The 15,952-nt window shown below is 65.5% G+C and carries 18 protein-coding genes; 7 read left to right on the forward strand and 11 right to left on the reverse strand.

The window, feature by feature from the left end; translation table 11 throughout:
- Nucleotides 1–9 precede the first annotated feature (9 nt).
- Nucleotides 10–693, reverse strand: coding sequence for a molybdate ABC transporter permease subunit (modB, locus tag AC1DHL_RS28290; protein ID WP_478164145.1), 684 nt, complete (start codon nt 691–693; stop codon nt 10–12).
- A 109-nt stretch (nt 694–802) separates the two neighbouring features.
- Here modB and AC1DHL_RS28295 point away from each other — a divergent pair, with 109 nt between their 5' ends.
- Complete coding sequence (locus AC1DHL_RS28295) at nt 803–1,027, forward strand: hypothetical protein (protein WP_478105423.1); 225 nt, start codon at nt 803–805, stop codon at nt 1,025–1,027.
- Nucleotides 1,028–1,030: 3 nt separating this feature from the next.
- On the opposite strand, the gene tsaA is transcribed toward AC1DHL_RS28295, so the two are convergent.
- Genes tsaA through AC1DHL_RS28310 form a run of 3 tightly spaced genes read right to left on the reverse strand, consistent with a single transcriptional unit; the run spans nt 1,031 to nt 2,762 of the window.
- On the reverse strand, nt 1,031–1,516 hold the full coding sequence (gene tsaA / locus AC1DHL_RS28300) for a tRNA (N6-threonylcarbamoyladenosine(37)-N6)-methyltransferase TrmO (protein ID WP_478164146.1): 486 nt from the start codon (nt 1,514–1,516) through the stop codon (nt 1,031–1,033).
- Nucleotides 1,513–1,860 carry a winged helix-turn-helix domain-containing protein gene (locus AC1DHL_RS28305; protein ID WP_478164147.1) on the reverse strand — a complete coding sequence of 116 codons (348 nt, stop codon included), beginning with the start codon at nt 1,858–1,860 and terminating at the stop codon, nt 1,513–1,515. The genes tsaA and AC1DHL_RS28305 overlap by 4 nt, the downstream gene beginning before the upstream one ends.
- Nucleotides 1,857–2,762 carry a LysR family transcriptional regulator gene (locus AC1DHL_RS28310; RefSeq protein ID WP_478164148.1) on the reverse strand — a complete coding sequence of 302 codons (906 nt, stop codon included), beginning with the start codon at nt 2,760–2,762 and terminating at the stop codon, nt 1,857–1,859. The genes AC1DHL_RS28305 and AC1DHL_RS28310 overlap by 4 nt, the downstream gene beginning before the upstream one ends.
- 107 nt (nt 2,763–2,869) lie before the next feature.
- Here AC1DHL_RS28310 and AC1DHL_RS28315 point away from each other — a divergent pair, with 107 nt between their 5' ends.
- Both AC1DHL_RS28315 and AC1DHL_RS28320 read left to right on the forward strand, forming a co-directional pair.
- Entirely contained in the window at nt 2,870–3,736 is an 867-nt protein-coding gene (locus tag AC1DHL_RS28315; protein ID WP_478164149.1) for an oxidoreductase, read from the forward strand.
- The gene (locus tag AC1DHL_RS28320) at nt 3,733–3,876 is read left to right on the forward strand and encodes a hypothetical protein (protein WP_478164150.1); all 144 of its coding nucleotides are present in this window, start codon (nt 3,733–3,735) and stop codon (nt 3,874–3,876) included. The genes AC1DHL_RS28315 and AC1DHL_RS28320 overlap by 4 nt, the downstream gene beginning before the upstream one ends.
- A gap of 4 nt (nt 3,877–3,880) precedes the next feature.
- Here the strand turns inward: AC1DHL_RS28320 and AC1DHL_RS28325 are convergent, their stop codons facing one another.
- Nucleotides 3,881–4,402 carry a nucleoside deaminase gene (locus tag AC1DHL_RS28325; protein WP_478164151.1) on the reverse strand — a complete coding sequence of 174 codons (522 nt, stop codon included), beginning with the start codon at nt 4,400–4,402 and terminating at the stop codon, nt 3,881–3,883.
- Between the two features lie 198 nt (nt 4,403–4,600).
- Here AC1DHL_RS28325 and AC1DHL_RS28330 point away from each other — a divergent pair, with 198 nt between their 5' ends.
- Nucleotides 4,601–5,692 carry an aromatic ring-hydroxylating dioxygenase subunit alpha gene (locus AC1DHL_RS28330; protein WP_478164152.1) on the forward strand — a complete coding sequence of 364 codons (1,092 nt, stop codon included), beginning with the start codon at nt 4,601–4,603 and terminating at the stop codon, nt 5,690–5,692.
- Between the two features lie 15 nt (nt 5,693–5,707).
- Entirely contained in the window at nt 5,708–6,106 is a 399-nt protein-coding gene (locus tag AC1DHL_RS28335) for an OsmC family protein (RefSeq protein ID WP_478105406.1), read from the forward strand.
- A gap of 19 nt (nt 6,107–6,125) precedes the next feature.
- Here AC1DHL_RS28335 and AC1DHL_RS28340 read toward each other — a convergent pair whose 3' ends face one another.
- The 5 genes from AC1DHL_RS28340 to AC1DHL_RS28360 form a co-directional block, all read right to left on the reverse strand.
- Complete coding sequence (locus AC1DHL_RS28340) at nt 6,126–6,440, reverse strand: EthD family reductase (protein ID WP_478164153.1); 315 nt, start codon at nt 6,438–6,440, stop codon at nt 6,126–6,128.
- 66 nt (nt 6,441–6,506) lie between these two features.
- Nucleotides 6,507–7,277, reverse strand: coding sequence for an ABC transporter permease (locus tag AC1DHL_RS28345; RefSeq protein ID WP_478105402.1), 771 nt, complete (start codon nt 7,275–7,277; stop codon nt 6,507–6,509).
- Nucleotides 7,278–7,283: 6 nt separating this feature from the next.
- Complete coding sequence (locus AC1DHL_RS28350; protein ID WP_478164154.1) at nt 7,284–8,138, reverse strand: ABC transporter ATP-binding protein; 855 nt, start codon at nt 8,136–8,138, stop codon at nt 7,284–7,286.
- Nucleotides 8,138–9,166, reverse strand: a complete 1,029-nt coding sequence (locus AC1DHL_RS28355) for an ABC transporter substrate-binding protein (protein WP_478164155.1) — start codon at nt 9,164–9,166, stop codon at nt 8,138–8,140. The genes AC1DHL_RS28350 and AC1DHL_RS28355 overlap by 1 nt, the downstream gene beginning before the upstream one ends.
- Nucleotides 9,167–9,269: 103 nt before the next feature.
- Nucleotides 9,270–10,187, reverse strand: coding sequence for a LysR family transcriptional regulator (locus tag AC1DHL_RS28360; protein ID WP_478164156.1), 918 nt, complete (start codon nt 10,185–10,187; stop codon nt 9,270–9,272).
- Between the two features lie 206 nt (nt 10,188–10,393).
- Here AC1DHL_RS28360 and AC1DHL_RS28365 point away from each other — a divergent pair, with 206 nt between their 5' ends.
- Together AC1DHL_RS28365 and AC1DHL_RS28370 are read left to right on the forward strand one after the other, a co-directional pair.
- Complete coding sequence (locus AC1DHL_RS28365) at nt 10,394–11,716, forward strand: MFS transporter (RefSeq protein ID WP_478105394.1); 1,323 nt, start codon at nt 10,394–10,396, stop codon at nt 11,714–11,716.
- 20 nt (nt 11,717–11,736) lie between these two features.
- On the forward strand, nt 11,737–12,966 hold the full coding sequence (locus AC1DHL_RS28370) for a M20 aminoacylase family protein (RefSeq protein WP_478164157.1): 1,230 nt from the start codon (nt 11,737–11,739) through the stop codon (nt 12,964–12,966).
- A 115-nt stretch (nt 12,967–13,081) separates the two neighbouring features.
- On the opposite strand, the gene AC1DHL_RS28375 is transcribed toward AC1DHL_RS28370, so the two are convergent.
- Complete coding sequence (locus AC1DHL_RS28375; RefSeq protein WP_478164158.1) at nt 13,082–15,382, reverse strand: NADP-dependent malic enzyme; 2,301 nt, start codon at nt 15,380–15,382, stop codon at nt 13,082–13,084.
- Between the last annotated feature and the right edge of the window lie 570 nt (nt 15,383–15,952).

Raw genomic sequence — 15,952 nt, forward strand, 5'->3', positions numbered from 1 at the left:
TCCTTGGATTCAGCGGAGGGAGAAGAAGCGGTTCGACAGAACCAGCACGGTGATCGATAGCAGCGATGTGACGATCACAAGCACCAGCGCGAGGTCGTCGTTGCCGGCCTGGGCTGCGTCATAGATCGCCATCGACAGGGTCTGGGTCTGTTTCGGGATGGACCCCGCCACCATCAATGAGGCGCCGAACTCCCCCATGGCCCGTGCGAAGGCCAGCAGCGTGCCCGCCAGGATGCCCGGCCATGCAAGCGGCAGCGTCACGCGCAGGAAGACGGAGAAGGGCGACTGGCGCAGGGTGCCGGCCGCCGCTTCGAGCGAGCGGTCGACGCCTTCGAAGGCGGCACTCGCCGACTTGAGCACCAGCGGCAGTGCCACCACGGCCGATGCCACGACGGCGCCATGCCAGCTGAAGATGATGGTGTAGTCGAAGTGGTCGCGCAGCCAGCCGCCGAGCGGACTGCGCCGGCCCGCAGCGACGAGGATGCCGTAGCCGATCACCGTCGGCGGCAGCACGAGCGGCAGCATGAACAGCGATTCGAGCACCGTGGAACCCGGGAACTGCTTGCGTGCGAAGACCCATCCGAGCGCCACGCCGGCCAGGAGTGCCAACAGCGTGGCAAAAGCGGCGACCTTGACCGACAGCACCAGCGGTGACCAGTCCATCGAAGCAAGCAGCGAGGTCGTCGTGTTCATGAGGGAATCACGAGATTGTTACACACGGACAAGTTTGATGCGCTCAGCTAGGTGAGATCTGGAAAGATGACAATCTCCATATACTGAAAGATACAGCGGCGCCAACATCATGCGACACCCCGAATACGACACCGTGGTCCATTCCGTCGCCGGTAAACCGGAGTTCCGCCGCGTCACGGAGGTTCACGAATGGCGCGTCGAGAAGGCGCTGGACGCCGACGGCTTCGTCATCTCGGTGGTGTCGGCCAACGGAGAGGCGCAATCTTTTCTGGTGGCGCGCACGGACGCGCAGGACATGGGCGACGTGCTGCGCCGGAAGGCCGGTCCGGGCTGAGGCTTACGCCATCCGGTCGTCCGAGCGGGTCTCCGGCAACTGATCCAGCCTGGCGCCGAACCAACCCACGCGCTCCGTGCTGCGCACATCGAAACGCGGCACGTAGGGCTTGATGTCCAGCACCGGTGTCTGGTCAAGCATGTCGTTGCCGCTGAAATGAAGCGTGCACCCTTCGACCAACTCCAGCCGCACGATGGAAAGGCCGATCCGATTGGGCCGCGCCGGCGCCCGAGTCGCGAAAACACCGTGGGATTCGGTGTCGAGGAAGGGCACCACCTCGAGCAGTTCCCTGGCGCAGCGGTCCATGTGGGTCAGCAGGATCAGGAACTCGAAGCCCTCGATGTCCCGGAGTCCCGCCGCGAATTCGGGGAAGACCTCGACGCGGCCGGGTTCGTCGGGCGCGCCGGCCGTCTGGATCGGCATGCCGGCAACGTCGATGAAGCGGCTGTGCACCACGCCGATGGGGCGGCAAGCGATCGTCATGGTCATTGCGCCAGCAGGCGGGTCAGTGCGGTGATGTCCGCCGCGGCGGCGACGCGCGCGGTGCTCTCGATGGCGCGGTAGTGCTGCACGATCTGCTCGCCGACCGGCGTGAGGGCCGTTCCACCGCCATGCGCGCCGCCGGCGGCTGTGGTCACGGCGGGTGAACTCAACGCGCGGTTCATTTCGTCGATGAGCATCCAGGCACGCCGGTAGGACATGCCGAGCTGGCGGCCCGCCGCGGAAATGGAGCCGGTTTCCGCGATGGCTTCGAGCAGCGCGATCTTGCCGGGGCCGATCGCGATGCTGTCGTCCCTGTAGATGCGCAGGCGGAACTGCACTTTGGATTTCATGCAGCGGAGGTTAATCGATCCCGCGCCAGATCCACGAAGGCACGCAGCTTCGGTGCCTGTGCCGCCCGCCGAGGGAAATAGAGGAACAGGCCCGGCTCCTCGAAGGCCGATTTGGGCAGCAGTTGGCGCAGGCGGCCATCGCGCAATTCGGCGCGGACCAGCGGCTCGAAGATGTAGGCAATGCCGACGTCAGCGAGTGCCAGTTCCTTGGCGTACAGCGCGTCGGTCACGCGGACCGTGCCCGTGACTTCGACGGCCACGTGCGCGCCCTTGTCACGCAGGTCCCAGGCGTACACGCCCCCCGAAGTCACGAACCGAAAGCCGATGCAGTTGTGCTGGGCGAGCGCGGCGATGTTGCGCGGTACACCGGCTTCCGACAGGTAGCGCGGCGTCGCCACCAGGATGGCCTGGAAGGGCGGCGTGAGACGCACCGCCACCATGTCCTGCGCGACCGTGTGTCCGAGCCGCACGCCGGCGTCATAGCCACCGGCCACGATGTCGGTCAGTCCGTCGTCGCTCGTGACTTCGACCACGAGGTTCGGGTGGCGGCGCGCCATCTCGGCGATGAGCGGGGTGATGGCCATCGGCAGCGCCACATGCGGCGCATTGATGCGCAACACGCCGCCGACATGCCCGAGGGTTTCGCCGAAACGGTCCACGGCATCGGCGATCTCGCCCATGGCGGGGCCGAGCAGGCCGATGAAGTTCTCGCCGGCCTCGGTCAACCGCACGCTGCGCGTGGTGCGCGCGAAAAGCGGCTGGCCGAGTTGGTCCTCGACCGCGCGCACGGCGTGGCTCACGGCCGATGCGCTCATGCCGAGTTCGGCCGCTGCCGCAGCGAAGCCGCCGCGCCGATGCACCGCAAGCACGATTGCGAGATGAGGGAGGAGGGCGCGGTCCATTCATGCATCGTATCGCAAGGTGCTTTCGATTTATCCTGTCTAGTCGACGAATGAAGTTCCGGGAATAGTTGCACTCACGTACCAACCAACCCGCCAGAGGAACCGATATGTCGACCCTTGCCTCCGCTTCCGCCCTCACGTCCAAGACCTGGTTCATCACCGGCGCCGCGTCCGGCTTTGGCCGCGCCTTTGCCGAACATGCGCAGGCGCAAGGCCACAACGTGGTCGCTACTGCGCGCGACATCGATCGCCTGGCCGATCTGGTCGCGCTGGCGCCCGAACGGACCCTGGCCGTGGCGCTCGACGTCGACGCAGCCGGCGCCGCGGAGGTCGCCATCCAAGCAGCCGTCGCGCGTTTCGGTCGCATCGACGTGCTCATCAACAACGCGGGCTACGGAGTGGTCGGCGCGCTGGAGGAGACCTCAGACGCCGAACTGCGCGCGCTGATGAACACCAACTTCTTCGGCGCGATGGCGGCGACTCGCGCCGCTCTGCCGGTGCTGCGCGCTCAACGTTCGGGAGCGATCGTCAACATGTCCAGCCTGGGTGGCCAGCTTTCCTTTGCGGGCTTCAGCGCGTACTCCGCATCGAAGTTCGCGCTCGAAGGTGCGTCCGAAGCCCTGGCGCAGGAAGTCGCTCCCTTCGGCATCAAGGTGCTGATCGTCGAGCCGGGCCAGTTCCGCACGCAGCTCGCCGGGAGCGGCATGCGGCACATGCCGTTGATCGAGGACTACCAGCCGGTGGTCGGCGGCACGCGTGAGTTCGCGCGCACCATGCACAACACCCAGCCCGGCGATCCGCGCAAGGCTGCCGCCGCGATCGAGCGGGCCTTGAAAGATGCGCACACGCCCTTGCGCCTGCAACTGGGCGGGGATTCCATCGATGCGATCCGTGCCCACTCGGAAGCGCTTCTCAAGGACATGCAAGCCTGGGAGGCCGTGAGCCGCGGCACGGATTTCGTAACAAGCCCGTGATCGTCGCCTACAGCATCGACGGCAAGCCGCTGGACCGCGGCGGTATGGCGCGCCTTGTCGTGCCCGGCGACGTCAAGGCGGCCCGCTCGGTCTCGAACCTGGCTGCGATCGAAGTCGTCGCGCTGCCGGCTGCGCGTTGAGCTTTCAGGTTTTCCACGCCCCGACGTGCGCCGCGCTGGCCTCGTCGATCAGCGCAGGGCCGATGCACTCGATCGGATGCGGCGACGCGCGGAACACGTCGCGGCACGACAACTCGGCATCGCGTTGATCGCCGTGTTCCCCGCGAAAGATGCGCAGTCGCTCCGCGTCGATGCCGAACACCACGCGGCCGATGTTGGACCAGAAGATGGCGCCGGCACACATGACGCAGGGCTCGCCCGACGAATAAATGGTCGCGCCGGCCAGTTCTTCCCGTGACAGCTTGCGTTCGCCGAGCATGCGCACTGCGTTGGTCTCGGCGTGGCCTGTCACATCGCCGGTTTCGGCCGTGTTGCAGTAGGCCTCGGCCAGGACTTCGCCCGCGGCGGAAACCACCACGGCGCCGAACGGGCGGTTGCCGCGCCGTCGCGCCGCATACGACCAGACGATGGCCTTTCGGAGGTAGCGGCCATCGCGTTCGTCCAACTGGGTCTCGGGAGGAAGGAGGTCGGCAGGAAGTGCGCTCATGCCTGAATGTTACGTTCACCGCGCGCGGGCAGCATCGCGCTGTGTCAGTCCCTTCGTCGACCCAACGGGCCCGTAACTTGCATCACAACCCGCGCAGAGTAGAAGCGTTCAGCCCGCAGCGCCTGGATTCACAGGCGGCCCGTGGCGGGAAATTGCTCTTTCATGGTCGTCCCCACGCACAACCGAAGGAGTCTCTTCATGCTCGTCACGCAACAACCCGTCTTCCGCAAGTTCTGGCATGCCGTCATGCCGCTGGCCGACCTGCAGCAGGGGCCGAAGCCCTTCACGCTGCTCGGCGAGAGCATCGTCCTCTTCCTCGACGCTGACGGCCAGCCCGCAGCATTGCGCGATCGCTGCTGCCATCGCACGGCGAAGCTGTCGAAGGGCTGGTGTGTCGACCGCGAAGGCAAGGCCTGCGGTCAGGGCGCCATCCAGTGCGGCTATCACGGCTGGACGTATGACCGCAGCGGGCAGGTGATCCGCATCCCGCAGTACGAAGGCGACCGCAAGATCTCGCCTGAATACAAGACCACCGCCTACCACTGCACCGCGCGCTACGGCTATGCGTGGGTGGCGCTGGAGGAGCCGATCGCGGGCATTCCGGAGATCCCCGAGTTCGACGATCCGGGCTTTCGCACGATCCACCAGTTCTACGAAGAGTGGCAGACCAGCCCGATGCGTGCGCTGGAGAACTCCTTCGACAACTCGCACTTCAGCTTCGTGCACCGCGCGACCTTCGGCGTGGCGGCCAGCCCCAAGCCGAGCAAGTACGAACTGATCGAGAACGACAGCGGCTTCCATGCGGAGACGATCATCCAGGCGGTCAACCCGGCGAAGTTCCATGCCATCAGCGGCGTGACCGATCCGATCACCACGCGCCACATGCGCAACGCCTATTTCCTGCCGTTCTCGCGCCGGCTCGATATCGAATACCCGTCAGGCATCCGCCACATCATCATCAACTGCTTCACGCCGATCGACGACGGCCGCATGCAGTTGTGCCAATGGCTGTTTCGCAACGACAGCGAAGCCGATTGTCCGGCGCAGATGCTGATCGACTTCGACGAGGAGATCACGCGGGAGGACAAGGACATCCTCGAATCCACCGACCCCGATGCGCTGGTCGACACACGGCGGCGCGGCGTCGAATATTCGATGGAGTCCGATCGGCCCGGCATGTTGATCCGCAAGCATCTGATGCAACTGCTGGCAAAGCACGGTGAGGTCGAGATCCATCGCGGGATGCGCGTGGTGCCGCTCGCTCGGGCGGAGGCTACCATCGCGGCCTGACCTCAGGAGACCTTCATGAGCATCACAGTCCGCCGCGACGGCATCACCGGCACACGGCACATCGTCAAGATTCGCGCGCACGAGTTTGCGGTCGACCCATCGCCGGATCTCGGCGGCAAGGATGAAGGTCCTTTGCCGCATGATCTCTACGACGCATCGCTCGGTGCCTGCAAGGCGCTCACGGTGCTCGTCTACGCGCAGCGCAAGGGCATTCCAGTGGAAGAAATCGAAGTGATCGTCGACCGCGACGACAGCGAGGAGCGCAAGGGCACCTATCGGCTCGGGACTTCGTTGCGCGTCACGGGCGACCTGAGCGAGGCGCAGCGCGCCGACCTGCTGCGCGTGGCGGGCAAGTGCCCGGTGCACCGCCTGATGACCGAGGTCAAGACGGAAATCGAGACCCGCCTGGTCTGATAGGGCGGGGCCGCGGCGCTCAGCCGACCACCACTTCGCTGATCTGCATCTCCGGCTTCAGGTCGGTGTAGTTCGCGATATCGCCCAGGATCTCCTTCGCGTGCGGACCGAAGGCCGCCTGGAAGGTTTCGACCGAGTCGCAGAAGATGTGGCACATGCCGACGTACACCGGCGGCGTGCCGGGTGCGCCGCCGGCGATGCCCTTGTCGATGGTGTAGGACTTGCAGGCATCGCCCATCAGCCGCTTGAGCAACGGCATGTGCGTGTCGCGGTAGTAGTCGTGGTCGAATCGGGCGCCCGGGGTGTGCGGATACATCACGCTGACTTTGATCATGCTCGTCTCCTTTGTGCAAGGAGGCGAGCATAGGAGATGCCGCGTGCGCCGTCGAGCGGCTTTCGGTCACTCGTTCTGCGAACCGCGATGCGCCCAGGCGGTGGTGTGCTTCTCGATCACACTGAAGACCTCGTACATCCCCATTGCCATCGCGCCCACCACCATCAGGCCCGCGAAGGCCAGGCCCATCTGCATGGACGATCCGGCGGAAATCAGCAGGTAGCCGATGCCCTCGTTGGAGGCCGTCATCTCCGACACCGTGGTGCCGACGAAGGCCAGCGTGATCGCGACCTTGAGCGAGCCGTAGAAATACGGCAGCGAGCGCGGCAGGCCGATCTTGATCAGCACGTCCCAGCGCTTGGCGCCCAGCACGCGCAGCACGTCTTCCAGCTCGGGTTCGAGCGTCGCGAGGCCGGTCGCGATGTTGACCATGATCGGGAAGAAGCTGATGAGAAAGGCCGTGAGGATCGCCGGCCCGATGCCGATGCCGAACCACACGACCAGGATCGGCACAAACGCCGCCTTGGGCAGCGCGTTGAAGGCCGTCATCAGCGGATACACGGCCGAATAGGCGATGCGCGAACTGCCGATCACGAAGCCCAGCAGCACCCCGACGACGATGGCAATGCCGAAGCCCGCCATCGTGACCCAGAAGGTGCGCCACGCATGGCCGGCGATGATTTCCTTGAATTCCCAGAACTGCGTCCAGATGCGCCACGGGCTCGGGAAGATGAACTCCGACACGCCGAATCCCGAGCAGATGACCTGCCACAGCACGAGGACGGCGACCAGCAGCAGCCACGGCGACCAGCGTTCGATTTGCTTCTTGTTTTTCATCGTGTCTTATTGCGCCGCGGCTGTGGTGGTGCTGCTTCGAATCGCACCGATGTGGCTGCGCAGTTCGAGCACGATGTCGGTGAATTCCTTGGTGTAGGTCAGTTCGAGCTCGCGCGGTCGCGGCAGGTCGATGTCGCGCTTCACGACGAAGCGGCCAGGGCTCTTGCTCATCACGTACACGGTGTCGGCGAGGAACACCGATTCGCGCAGGTCGTGCGTGACCAGGATCACGTTGAACTGCTGCTCGGTCCAGAGGTCGCGCAGGATGCACCACAGCTCCTCGCGCGTGAAGGCGTCGAGCGCGCCGAAGGGCTCGTCGAGCAGCAGCATCTTGGGCTCATGGATCAGCGCGCGGCAGATGCTCGCGCGCTGCTGCATGCCGCCGGAAAGCTGCCACGGGAACTTGTCCTCATAGCCGCCGAGGCCGACCTTCTGCAGCAGGCGGCGGGCGCGCTCGACGTATTCCTTGCGCTTCGACTTGAAGGTCGAGCGGTAGGGCTCGACGATCTCGAGCGGCAGCAGCACGTTGTCGACGGTGGTCCGCCACGGCAGCAGCGACGGCGCCTGGAAGGCCATCCCCGAGATCTTCAGCGGCCCGGTGACCGGTTCGCCGTCGATGCGGATCTTGCCCATCGACGGCATCCTGAGGCCCGTGGCGAGCTTCATGAACGTCGACTTGCCGCAGCCCGAAGGCCCGACGATGGCGATGAATTCGCCGCGCTTCACCTTGAGGTCGATGGCCTCGACCGCGAAGTGAGTGGCGCGCAGCAGCTCTTCGTTGTAGGCGAGCCAGACGTCCTGGAAGTCGACGAAGGGCGTGACGAGTGGCGCGACGAGGGGCGTGGTGTCCGACCCCTGCATTACTTGCGCAGGATGTTGAGGTCGGCGGACGCAGGCAGCATCGAACCGTTCCACACCGCATCAGGATTCACGCGCGTCTTGGTGCCGAAGGCATCCGACACCTGCGAGGCCATCAGCGCCAGACGGCCGGCGTTGACCTGGCCGAAGCCTTCGGTGCGGGCGTCCGGCGTGTTGACCACGGTGTCGATCGCGAGCTTGAGACGGCGCGTCTCCAGTTCGCTGTTGACGATGCCGTCGCGCGCCTTGATCGATTCGATGGCGACGGCCGGATTGGCGATCACTTCCTTGGCGCCCTTCGTGAAGGCCATGAGGAAGGCCTTCACCGCCGCCGGGTTCTCCTTGATCAGCTTCGGCGACGCGATGATCGCGTTGCCGTAGAGCTTCACGCCGTAGTCTGGGTAGGGAAGGATCACCACGTCGGCCGTCTTGGCGCCGCGTGCTTCGAGATTGAGCAGCGACGTGAAGGTGAAGCCCGTGATGGCGTCGATGTCGCCGCGCATGAGCATGGTTTCGCGCAGGGTCGGGTCCATCGCGGTCCAGTTCACCGCGCCGATGTTGTTGGCCTTGGCAAAGATCGGGAAGGAGCGGCGGCCGGCGTCGAACACCGGTGCGCCGAGCTTCTTGCCGGTGAGGTCGGTGGGCTTGGTGATCCCGCTCTTCCTGAGCGTCATGACCGAGGCCGGCGTGTTGTTGTAGACCATCATCACCGCGACCGGCTTGTTCGGGCTGTCGGGGTTGTTGGCGTGGAACTCCATCAGCGCCGCTAGGTCGGCGAAGCCCATGTCATAGGCGCCCGAGGCCACGCGCGTGACGGCGCCGCCGGAACCATTGCCCGCGTCGACCGTGACGTCCAACCCGTTGGCCTTGAAGTAACCCTTGGCGGCAGGATGCGTGAAGAAGGCGCCGGGTCCCTCGAAGCGCCAGTCGAGCTGGAACTTGATCGGCGTCGTCTCGGCGTGGGCGATGCCCAGGCCGAAGCTGAGTGCCGAAGCGGCGAGGAAGGACTGAAGCAATTGGCGCTTGTTCATGCAGAGAGATTCCGTGATTGATGAGTGCACGGAATTGAAGCAAAAACGATGCCGGCACGCACTTGGTGCGAACCCTTTCGACGAACCAACGGAGTGCGACGAGCTACGGGCGCGGCGGGCGGGTGCGCGCCTGGTGGCGCACTTCCTTGGTGAATTCCGTACAGACATGCGTCATCAGGTCGGCCGAGCGATAGACCAGGAAGACGGCGAAGTCCGGCAACTCGTCGCTGATCGGCAGGCGGTCCAGCGCGCTCCTGTTCAGAACGAGAGGACCCGTTCCGTTGAGGACGAAATCCGACCACATGCTGATCAGGTCCGTGTTGGTGGCGAGCTGCAAACCCAGCAGGTTCGACGCGCTCTGCACGATCCGCTTGGGCATGCCCAAGCCATGCAGGCGCATCAGGCTGGCCAGCGGACTGCCCGGATCGTCGAGGGGGTCGAGCACCAGCCAGTCGGCGTCGAGCAAAGGCTGCAAGCGGGTCGTGCGTCGCAAGGGATGGCCGGCGCGCACCGTCAGATGCATGCCGACCGAGAAAAGCGGTTCCCACTGAAAGGCGACGGTTCCGGGTCCGCTGTTGGTCGAGATCAAGCCGATGTCGAGCCGGCCCTCGCGCAGTCCTTCCAGGATCTGCTGCGGGCGCAGCTCGAAGGCGCGCAGCACCACATGCGGAAATTGACGCCGGAACGCCGCAATGGCTTCGGGCAGCGGGCCGCTCGACGCCACCGCGGTGAATCCGATGTTGAGCTGCCCCTCGGCGTGGCCCCGGATCGCCTCGATGTCTTCGAGTGCGTGGCGCAGTTCCTGTTCGACAACGCTGGCCCGCTTGAGCAGCGCCGCGCCGTAGGGCGTGAGGCTGACGCCGCGCATCGATCGCGACATGAGCGTCACGCCGAGTTCCCGTTCGAGCTCGGAGATCGCCTTCGACAGCGCCGGCTGCGTGGTGTGCGAGGCGCGTGCGGCTTCGTGGATGCTGCCGTGCTGGGCCACTGCCAGCAGGACACGCAGCTGTTGCAGTTTCATCGTGCCTTCATGCCTGGAGGTTCTCGGTAGTTGCCCCAATAGCCGTCCGACCCTGCATATGACGGGGATGTCGTTTGGTTATCGGCGTGAAATTTTGTGATTCTGCGCTTTCGCGGAATGCCGGAATACTTCGCCGGCGGTGTGCCGCAACACCCGCTACACCTCGCCCACGAACCCCCGCCTCAACCTGATCGTCAAGACCACCCATGAGCGAATCGACCTTGTCCGCCCGCCCGATCCTGGGCTCCGCCCCGCCCGCCGATGTCGTGCACGGCAGGCGCCGCCAGAGCCAGGCGCGCCTGATCGCCGCCTGCTCGATCGGCAACGCGCTGGAGATGTACGACTTCACCGTCTACAGCTTTTTCGCGCTGCTGATCGGCAAGCTCTTCTTTCCGTCGGACAGCCCGTACGGTTCGTTGCTGCTGGCCGTGGCCACCTTCGGCATCGGCTTCGTGATGCGGCCGCTGGGCGGCCTCGTGATCGGCAACTACGCCGATCGTCATGGCCGCAAGGCCGCCATGACGCTGACCATCGGGCTGATGGTGGCCGGCACGCTGTGTCTCGCGTTCGCGCCGACCTATGCAGTGGCGGGCGTCTTCGGCTCGCTCGTGATCCTGGCCGGGCGTCTTTTGCAAGGCTTCTCCCTCGGCGGCGAGATCGGTGCTTCCACCGCCATGCTGATGGAAGCCGGTGGGATCAAGGGCCGCGGCTTTCGCGTCAGCTGGCAGCTTGGCAGCCAAGGCATTGCCGCGGTGCTGGGCGCGCTCACGGGCGCGGTGCTGTACGCGTCGCTGCCGCAGGCTTCGCTGGAGAGCTGGGGCTGGCGCGTGCCTTTCGTGCTGGGCCTGCTGATTGCGCCGGTGGGGCTTTACATCCGCAATCAACTCGATGAAACCCACGTGGCCGAGGCCAGCGCGCCGAGTCCGCTGGGCACGCTGTTCCGTGAACATGGCGGTACGGTGATCAAGGGCATCCTGACGATCATCGGCGGCACCGTCGCCACGTACCTGGTGATCTACTTCATGCCGACGTACATGATCCGTGTGCTCCATCTGCCGCCGTCGTTGTCGCTGCTGTCGGGCGTTGTCACCGGCCTGGTCGGGCTCGTGGCTTCACTGGCTGCCGGATTCATGGCCGACCGCCTGCAGCGCCGCAAGCCGCTCGTGCTCGGCTCGATGCTGTTCGCAGTGCTCGCGCTGTATCCGTCCTTCTGGCTGATGACCCACTACCCGAGCGTGCCGCTGGTGCTGATTCTGTCGGCGCTGCTGACCGCTGCCGTCTATCTGGGCTCCACGCCGATGCTGCTGATGCTGATGGAGCTTCTGCCGGCCAAGGTGCGGGCCAGCGGCCTGTCGGTGATCTACGCGGTCGGCGTGACGGTGTTCGGCGGTTCCTGCCAGCTGATCGTCACCTGGCTGCTGGCCACGACCGGGAATCCGATGGCGCCGGCCTTCTACATGATGGCCTGCGGCATCGTGACCCTGATTGCAGTCATGAGCATCCGCGAAACACGGCATCAAGAACGTTGAGATCGAGAAAGGAACACCCCATGAGCCGCCAACCCACCCTGGCCCCATTTCAGACGCTGCCGCACCTGTTGCCGAAAATCCAGATCGACGCCGAAACCTTCGTCGGCATTCGTCGCCAGATTCACGCCGAGCCCGAACTCGGCTTCGAGGTGGGCGCCACCAGCAGGTTGGTCGCCAGCCTGCTCGAAAGCTGGGGCTACGAGGTACATACCGGCATCGGCCGCAGCGGCGTGGTCGGGCAACTCAAGCTCGGCAACGGCACGCGCCGCCTCGGCATTCGCGCAGACATGGATGCGCTGCCCATCGTCGAAGCCACCGGATTGCCCTACGCGAGCCGCCAGCACGGCCGCATGCACGCTTGCGGCCACGACGGCCACACCGCCATCCTGCTTGCGGCGGCCAAGGCGCTGGCCGACACCCGCAACTTCGACGGCACGCTGAACCTGATCTTCCAGCCCGATGAAGAGAACCTTTGCGGCGCGCGCGCGATGATCGAGGACGGGCTCTTCGAGCGCTTTCCGTGCGACGCTGTCTATGCCCTGCACAACATGCCCGGCGTGGCTGCGGGCAGTTTTCGGGTGATGTCCGGCCCGGTCACCTTTTCATCGGATGTCGCCGACGTCACCATCAAGGGTGTGGGCGGCCACGGCGCGATGCCGCACCGCTCGCGCGACCCGATCGTGGCCGCCGCCGCCATCGTCACGGCCTTGCAAACCATCGTTGCGCGCAATGTGGCGGCGGACGATGTGGCGGTCGTGTCGGTCGGCTTCATTCGCGGCGGCGCCACCCACAACGTGATTCCCGAATCCGTCACGCTCGGGCTGAACGTGCGCGCGGCGCAGCCCGCGACGCGTGAAATGGTGGAGCAGCGCATTCGCGAGGTCGTGAATCTCACGGCCCAGGCCCATGGCGTGCACGCGGAGATCGACTATCGACAGCTCACGCCGCCAGTGGTCAACACCGAGGCGGAAACCCAGCTGATGCAACAGGTCTGCACCGACCTCGTCGGCGCGGACAAGGTTCTCACGCAGGCGCCGAAGGGCATGGGGGGGAGCGAGGACTTCGCCTGGATGCTCAAGGAAATGCCGGGGTGCTATGTGCTGCTCGGCAACGGTGAAGGAGAGTTCGGCGGCTGCATGGTGCACAACCCCGGTTACGACTTCAACGATCGCGTGCTGCCACTGGGCGCAGCCTGCTGGGTGCGCTTGACGGAGGCTTATCTCTCCCCCAGGTTGGCTCACTGCGTGTAGCCGCCCACCCCCTCACCGGGGGCGACACCTGCGGTCTGGCAGAGCCAGTCCCGCGGTGTCTCACGAACAGGCCTTGCTGCGCGGCCCCCGCCGGACAAGCAGGGGGCGCCAGTCTCTACCGGGTTGAGTTCGCGTTGGCTACTGCCAGCGCGGTCATGTTGACTACACGGCGGACGGTGGACGATGGGGTCAGGATGTGTGCCTGCCCTTCAGCGCCCATGAGGATGGGGCCTACCGTTACGCCGTTGCCGCCGGTCATCTTCAATACGTTGAAGAGGATGTTGGCGGCGTCGAGGTTGGGGCAGATCAGCAGGTTCGCCTCGCCGGTCAGCGGGCTTTCGGGCAGCGCCTTGCGCCGCACATCCTCGGACAAGGCGGCATCGCCGTGCATCTCGCCGTCGCACTCGATGTCGGGCGCCATCTTGGCGAACAGATCGCGCGCGAGCCGCATCTTGCGGGCCGATGCACGCTCGGACGAACCGAAGTTGGAATGCGACAGGAAGGCCACCTTGGGCGGCAACCCGAAGCGGCGTACTTCCTCGGCCGCCATCATCGCGATGTTCGCGAGCGTTTCGGCGCTCGGATCTTCATGCACGCTGGTGTCGGCGATGAACAGCGTGTACTTTTCGAGCGTGAGCGCATTGAGCGTCGCGAAGCCCGGGGCGCCGCGCTTCAGTCCGAGCACGTTGTTCAGGATCCGCAGGTGGCTGTCGAAGCGCCCGACCAGTCCGCACAGCATCGCGTCGGCGTCGCCCAGATGGACCATCAGCGACGCAATGGTCGTGTTGGAGCGGCGCACCATGGCCTTCGACGCCTCGGGCGTGATGCCGCGGCGTCCCATGATCTTGTGATACGCCTCCCAGTAGGTCCTGAAGCGCGGGTCGTCTTCCGGATCGACGCAGTCGACGTCGGTGCCCAGTTTGATGTGCAGGCCGGCCTTCTGGATGCGGGATTCGATGACCGCCGGGCGGCCCACGAGGATGGGCTTGGCGAGCCCTTCGTCGACAGCCAGTTGGGCTGCGCGCAACACGCGATCGTCCTCGCCTTCGGCATAGGCCACGCGCTTGGCGGTTGCGCACTTCGCGGCGGTGAACACCGGGCGCATGAACATGCCGGTCTGGTAGACGAAGCGCGTGAGATGCTGGCGATAGGTCTCCAGGTCTTCGATGGGGCGGGTTGCGACGCCCGAGGCCTGCGCCGCCTTGGCGACCGCCGGCGCGATGCGCAGGATCAGGCGTGAGTCGAAGGGCTTGGGGATGATGTAGTCGGGGCCGAAGGCGAGCTCCTGGCCGGCGTAGGCGGTGGCGACTTCCTCGCTGATGTCGGCCTTGGTGAGGTCGGCGATCTCGCGCACGCAGGCGAGCTTCATTTCTTCCGTGATCTTGGTGGCGCCGCAATCGAGCGCGCCACGGAAGATGTACGGGAAGCACAGGACGTTGTTGACCTGGTTCGGATAGTCCGAGCGGCCGGTGGCGACGATGCAGTCGGGCCGCACTTCCTTGGCGAGTTCAGGCCGGATCTCGGGCTCGGGATTGGCGAGCGCGAGGATGATGGGCTGGCTGCCCATGCTCTTGACCATGTCCTGCGAGACGACGCCGGGCGCCGAGCAGCCGAGGAACACGTCGGCGCCCTTCATGACGTCAGCGAGGGTGCGGGCGCCGGTGTCCTTTTGCGCGTAGCGGGTCTTGGAATCATCGAAGCCGCCGGGGCGGCCGATGTAGATCAAGCCTTTCGAGTCGACCGCGTAGATGTTCGCGGGCTTGGCGCCGAGGCCCACCATCACATCGAGGCAGGCAATGGCAGCCGCGCCGGCGCCGGAGACGGCGATCTTGACGTCCTCGATCTTCTTGCCGACAAGCTCCAGGCCGTTGATGAGCGCCGCGGCCGAGATGATGGCCGTGCCGTGCTGGTCGTCGTGGAAGACGGGGATGTTCATGCGCTCGCGCAGCTTCTTCTCGATGTAGAAGCACTCGGGCGCCTTGATGTCTTCGAGGTTGATGCCACCCAGCGTAGGCTCGAGCGCGGCAATGATCTCGACGAGCTTGTCGGGGTCGTTCTCGGCAAGCTCGATGTCGAAGACGTCGATGCCGGCAAACTTCTTGAACAGGCAACCCTTGCCTTCCATGACCGGTTTGCTGGCGAGCGGGCCGATGTTGCCCAGGCCGAGAACCGCGGTGCCGTTGGTGACGACGCCGACGAGGTTGCCGCGCGACGTGTATTCGGCCGCAAGCGAAGGGTCGGCCTCGATGTCGAGGCAAGGGTAGGCCACGCCAGGGGAGTAGGCGAGCGACAGGTCGCGTTGATTCAGAAGGGGCTTGGTGGGCGAGATCGAGATCTTGCCTTTGACAGGCGAACGGTGGTATTCGCGCGCTGCGTCGCGCAATGCCTGTTCGGCGGGGGAAAGTGCGTTGGCCATCGGGGTCTCCTTGCTTCTTGGCTCAGGAGAGAGGCTAACCCAAAGTTCGATGTGACAGGGGGGAATGCGCTTGGTAGTTGCTCTGCTTTTTTTCTGGACTATTCATACGTGGAACGGGGATGCTTGGGTTGTTTTCTTAGGGAAGCAGGGTGCTTGTTTTGGGGGTCCGCCCGGTATGCGGTGCGCCCTGCGCGACCCCGCTGCGCCGGCCCTTCGGGCTTCCTTGCGGTGCTCGCTTCAGGCGGGGTCCGCGTGAAACTCGCTTCGCTCAGACACACGCGGCCCTGATCCGCCTGAAGCTGCGCTCCTCAGCGGCGCAGAAGGGTCGCGCAGGGCGCACCGCATACCGGGCTCCGTGGTTGAGTGACGGAATACGCGCGTCTCGAACGCCCACAGCCTGCGCGTTAACTACAGCGACGGCGGCGGACAAACTACCCCCACCCTCTCCGCGGAGGCGGGCGGTGTGCGCTGGGCCGGCCGTTGAGGCACCGCCGAGCAGCGCAGCGGTACGCGGATCAGGGCCGCGCGTGTTTGAGCGAAGCGAGTTTCGCGCGGACCCCGCGTACCGCG

Source organism: Variovorax sp. 10L426 (assembly GCF_056395305.1).